5 protein-coding genes and 1 pseudogene are annotated in these 5,130 nt (G+C 47.4%); 5 read left to right on the top strand and 1 reads right to left on the bottom strand.

What is annotated here, in order from left to right; all coding sequences use genetic code 11:
* The 5 genes and pseudogenes from IM265_RS21490 to IM265_RS21475 form a co-directional block, all read left to right on the top strand.
* Positions 1-656: hypothetical protein (locus IM265_RS21490; protein ID WP_193056023.1), on the top strand; the 656-nt coding region annotated here is incomplete at its 5' end.
* A gap of 845 nt (positions 657-1,501) precedes the next feature.
* A pseudogene (locus tag IM265_RS21485) lies at positions 1,502-2,377 on the top strand (integrase domain-containing protein).
* Positions 2,374-2,931: a primase-helicase zinc-binding domain-containing protein gene (locus IM265_RS22110; RefSeq protein WP_136344001.1), complete on the top strand. Its 558-nt coding sequence runs from the start codon at positions 2,374-2,376 to the stop codon at positions 2,929-2,931. The pseudogene IM265_RS21485 and the gene IM265_RS22110 overlap by 4 nt, the downstream one beginning before the upstream one ends.
* Positions 2,841-3,356 (top strand): toprim domain-containing protein, encoded by a 516-nt coding sequence (locus IM265_RS22105; protein ID WP_345719290.1) that lies wholly within the window; start codon positions 2,841-2,843, stop codon positions 3,354-3,356. Before IM265_RS22110 ends, IM265_RS22105 begins: the two co-directional genes overlap by 91 nt.
* A gap of 3 nt (positions 3,357-3,359) precedes the next feature.
* Positions 3,360-4,424, top strand: a complete 1,065-nt coding sequence (locus IM265_RS21475; protein ID WP_136343999.1) for a helicase RepA family protein — start codon at positions 3,360-3,362, stop codon at positions 4,422-4,424.
* Here IM265_RS21475 and IM265_RS21470 read toward each other — a convergent pair.
* Complete coding sequence (locus tag IM265_RS21470; RefSeq protein ID WP_136343998.1) at positions 4,419-5,027, bottom strand: hypothetical protein; 609 nt, start codon at positions 5,025-5,027, stop codon at positions 4,419-4,421. The genes IM265_RS21475 and IM265_RS21470 overlap by 6 nt on opposite strands.
* Between the last annotated feature and the right edge of the window lie 103 nt (positions 5,028-5,130).

Raw genomic sequence — 5,130 nt, 5'->3', positions numbered from 1 at the left:
TAACCATGCTTAAATTATTAAATTCATTCCGAAATCCATTTTCTATAAAAAAGACTCTAAATACAATAGGACTTCTTGGAAATTATCACCCCACAGATCCAAGCTTATATAAAGACTACTCTATAATACTAGATGGAAACAAACCTCAAATAAAAAGAATAACACAATTATTTGATGTAAATGAAGATGAGTATAAAAAATGGTTAAGATGCTTATTCATGTTGTTAGCTGTAAAGCCCAATGGAAGTACAAATTTCATAGAGGACATTTTAACTCGATTACTATTAAACGAAAATAGTGAGGCGTGTTTTATATTATTCAAGTACACAAGTAAAGACTTGGGCATTGCCATTTCTGACAGAGGAATAATTGAACGTGCAAATAATAGTGACATGATGTCCTTTGATATGAATTTGGATGCTTGTACATTCATGCGATTTGGTCATGTTAATTTAACGAAAGTCTTACCGAAAGGCATGCCAGATAAACTCATCCAACATTATAAAAAATCCAAAAGAGACATAAATCTAATAGTTATAGAGAACAACATAGATGAGCTAATGAATTATAATCAATGCGCTGTTTTACAATCAGCACGCAAGGTATATTGCGCCCAGCCATTAATACACGGCATAGATATTATCCCAAAGACTTGAAAATACACTACAGAAAAGCATAAACATTGGTGATTTTTAACATCTGGATAAAGATCACCAATAATCTAAACTCTAGCTACATCTAAAACATCCTATTATTTCCCCATAAGTATAGAATTTAGCGAATCAGTCTGTAAAAATATGAATATAATTACTCTATCAGCATCCATTAATGCCCCCAAGGATTAAATTCTTCAAATCCCAAAAACAGTTTCCCACAGCTTTCCTCTCTCCCCCAGATCTACCCTATCCCCAACTCATAGCAGTACCCCTAAAAGCTTCCTGTTCTAAGACGAACTGCGACCTGTAAGAAGCGCCTTTGGCGGTCAGCCCCCCGGTCAACCAGGGAACGAAGCGTGGTCTGAAACTGACCTCCTGTCTCGATACAGGTGACCACACCCTTTATCGCTATACTGTTGCAAGCGTAGCGACAGACAGAACGCTGTAGAGAAGTCGGACGGCATTGCCGAAGGCTTTGCGTCCGTACTTCCTGCTGAATTTGCAAAACGCGGCGTCACTTTTAAGAGCATAAGCGAGTGAAAGTGACGCCAGCGCGCAGATCAGCTTCAACCCAGCTACTGTCTGCAAATCCACTGCAACAAACAGGCTGACACTCAAACAGATGTCAGAAATTCACTTACCAGGAGGAGAAACCAGCACTACCGAACCGATACCGGAGGCCAGGTCATTTTACCTGTGGGGATATACCTGCCTGAGCAGGCGGCTGCATTCGTGCATCACCGTACCCCGTCATACCTCATCCGCGCATTCTCCGGCGCACCGGTATCGTTCAGCACAGCACGCTGTGCCCAACCGCGCGTCGGAGAATTGAGTGGAGAGTAGCTATGTCGAAACTTACAAAACGCATGGAAAAACTCGCCCTGCTGGCTGGCGGCAGTTTTAAAACAGTCCATGATCGCCTCCGCATCGCCGGGCGTTTAAGCCAGCATCTGCACAAGCTGAATATCCAGATTCAGGATCTCCAGCATCTGAAATCGTCACATATCGAAAGCTACGTGATGGCGCGACGGGAAGTAGGCATTACGCCACGCACGCTACAAAACGAGATGGCTGCCCTGCGTACCATCCTTGCTCAGTCTGGACGTCAAAAATTTGCCCAATCGGAGCGCATCAGCAATAAAGCGCTCGGGCTGGGTAACGCCAGCCGGGCAGGAACGCATCTGCTATTAACCTCAGAACGCTGATTGTCGGCGCTGTCTGCTTTTCATGAAAAGGATGAAGGGCTGGCTCTGACGCTGGAGCTTGCCAGAGCAATGGGTTTGCGTTCACAGGAAGCGGTGCAGTGTTGTCAGTCTCTGAAGACCTGGGCCGCTGCGTTAGAGCGCGGAGAAAACCGATTGCAGGTGGTTTTTGGCACCAAAGGATCACGTTCCCGTCAGACGGTGGTGCTCGAACCTGAAAGGCTACGCAGCATCCTGAACCAGGCTATCCTCCTGATGATACAAAGCGGGGGACGTTTGCTCAATAAACCCGATCTGCGCGCCGCAATGAATTACTGGCGTGGCAGCGCAGTTCGCGCAGGGTTGACTGGCCCCTATGCACCACACAGTCTGCACTATTCATGGGCACAGGAGGCGATGGCGCACTACCAGGGACTGGTGCTGAGTATAAAGGAAGCCAGGGCGATGGTTGCGATGGATCTTGGTCACGGCGATGGACGAGGGCGCTACATCCAGCAGGTGTATGGGAGGCAATCATGAGCTATTACGTTTCTGCCGTCTCCGATCGGGCACGCAATAACTGGCCGAAAATATTTGAACAACTGGGCATTTTCATTCCACCAAATCATCGACATGGCCCGTGTCCCTGTTGTGGGGGTAAGGATCGCTTCAGGATGGATGATCTGGAGGGGCGCGGCACATGGTTCTGCAATCAGTGCGGCGCAGGTGACGGACTGGATCTGGTTTCCCGCTTCTTCGGTTGCGCACTGGTTGCGGCCGCCGGAATGGTGCAGGACATTGATCCTCTACCGCTGGTTCCGCCAGCCAGGGAAAAATCACAGGCTTTGAATATGGAATCGCGTATTAAGACACTGCTTCGTCATTGCGAATCCGGAGAAGCGCCGTATCTGGCAACGCGAGGCTGGCGACGAGCCCAGTGGCTTCTGACTGAGCGTAGTAGCCGGACAATCTGCGGCGTGCATTTCGGGGCGGGTACGCTGGTATTGCCAATTCGAAATACAGGCGCGCAGCTGACAGGTGCGCAGTTCATTCATCCTGGAGGGAAAAAGTACCTGCTGCCGGTAGCCATCTGAAGGATTGTTTTTGCCCGGTACATCAGGCGAGCCGCAACGGTAGACCGGAACCCTGGGCACCGGACAGCAAACCACCGGAAGGCATCATTATTACCGAAGGATATGCAACCACGCTTGCGGTCTCATGCCTTCATCATTTTCCAGTCGTTGCTGCCCTGTCGGCGCACAATCTGAAAAATGTGGCCATCGCTTTCCGGGCTCAGTGGCCTGAATGCCATCTTATCCTGGCTGGCGATAATGATTGCAGTCAGGAGAAAAATACCGGGTTGCTGAATGCAACCGCCGCTGCCGAGGTTGTGAAGGGCTGTGTGGTTCTCCCTGCAGACACCACATTGAGCGACTGGGATGAATTTTACCGTCACTACGGTGAATCCATTTCCCGGATTGTGTTCAACCAGCAGCTTCCTGCAAATTTCAGGTCGTAAGCCATGACAGCATTAGACCGTACTCTCACCACCTCCCTTCCGCTGCGCCGGGGCTCAGAAGGGTTTAACACGAGTCAGGATTATCTGGTGAAAGGACTCATTCCCGCCGAGGCGCTGTGCAGTATTTACGGCCCCGGCGGCTCTTTAAAATCCTTTCTGGCGGTATCGCTGGCGTGCCATATTGCCAGCGGTACGTCATGGGGCGGAAGGCGAGTCAATCAAGGGGCTGTGCTGTTTATCGCCGGAGAAGGAGGAACCGGTGTATCGCGGCGGATCCGCGCCTGGGAACTCAGCGTTAATGACGAGATGGCGCTCGATAACCTGTTTCGCGTCGACTGCCCGATCTTTCCAGCCGCTCCGGGAAGCATCGAACAGGTGATCCTGGCGGCAAAGGACATTCAGAACATGACCGGAATGCCGGTACGGCTGATCATCCTCGATACGCTGGCCCGCTGTTTTGGTAATTCAGATGAAAACACCGAGCGGGATATGGGCGCATTTATCCAGGGTTGCGACGCCATTCGTTATCATACGCGCGCAGCGATGATGCTCGTTCATCACTCGGGTAAGGATCAGGAACGGGGCGCACGCGGTTCAAGTGCTTTTCAGGCTGCGCTGGATGCCGAGTTTAACGTCAGGCGCGAGGGACGTCGCAACGCTATCACCCTGAGTTGTACAAAGATGAAAGATGCGGAGATGCCGGAGGTCACCGCCTACGATCTTGAGGAAGTTGTTATCTATATCGATAGCGATGGCGAACCAGTGACCTCTCTGGTGCTGAATGACGAGCCCCGGCAACCTGACGATGACTTACTGAGTAGTGGCATACCACCCGGCGTCCCTCATATCACCCGCAACCATACGGTGCTATGGCGCTGTATTAACCAACGCATCAGCCAGAATAAGCCCTGTACCCGCGCGCTCTTGCGCGACGATCTACGGGCTAAGGGAATTAACGTCGAGAAGAAATTTTCGCGCTGGCTGGAGAAGCTAATTCGCGAAGGATTGATATTTGTAAATGGTGAGGAAATTAAACTCAATCACTACAATTTTAATAACTATTCATAGACAGTAAGATGTCAACGGTTCAAATCGTAAGTGACTCATAAAAAAACTGGTAGCCAATATAAATAAACACAAAATAAGAGCAAAGAGGATTAGTAAAAACCCATTTCGCAAACTCATATAAGAAAGCTCATTCCTTATATGCCGTATTATATTGACTTTTTCCTGACCAATAATAGCCTTAATTAAAGATTCTCTATTTTTGTTGATCTCAAAATATGTTCCATACCCAAATTTTGGTAGAGTTTTTAATGAACCCAATGAGATAAGACCTCCACACAGCATATAAAAAGAAGAAAGAAAAAACACAAACGATATATATGGACTTAATTGACTTTCAGGAAGAAATTTAACAACCCCACTGGCACCGGCACTTATAATACTTAATGATATACTTAATGCCAATGTAAATTTAAAAGTCTTATCATCTATCTCCTTGGCTCTATTATGCTCGCTCTCAAGTCTCTCGACTATTTTTTCATCCGATAATCCTGAGTAAAACTCAAAATTTGAAAAGGTGATATCATACACACTAACTGTTTTTTTGTTGGCAATATAGTAAAAATAAAGAAATGGGAAAACTTCCTCAATAATTCTAGAGAACATTTTAATTAGCCTCAGATAATTTCTTTGCAATATCGTAATCAATTTCTCTTTTATCATTAGAAAGCCATCCCCACTCGCCAGTTGGATTTATTTCAATAAATAT

This window comes from Enterobacter cloacae complex sp. P17RS (assembly GCF_014895885.1).
GTDB classification, from domain to species: domain Bacteria; phylum Pseudomonadota; class Gammaproteobacteria; order Enterobacterales; family Enterobacteriaceae; genus Enterobacter; species Enterobacter bugandensis.
Note: the sequence above shows the minus strand (reverse complement) of the source record. Positions and strands in the feature narration are given on the sequence as shown.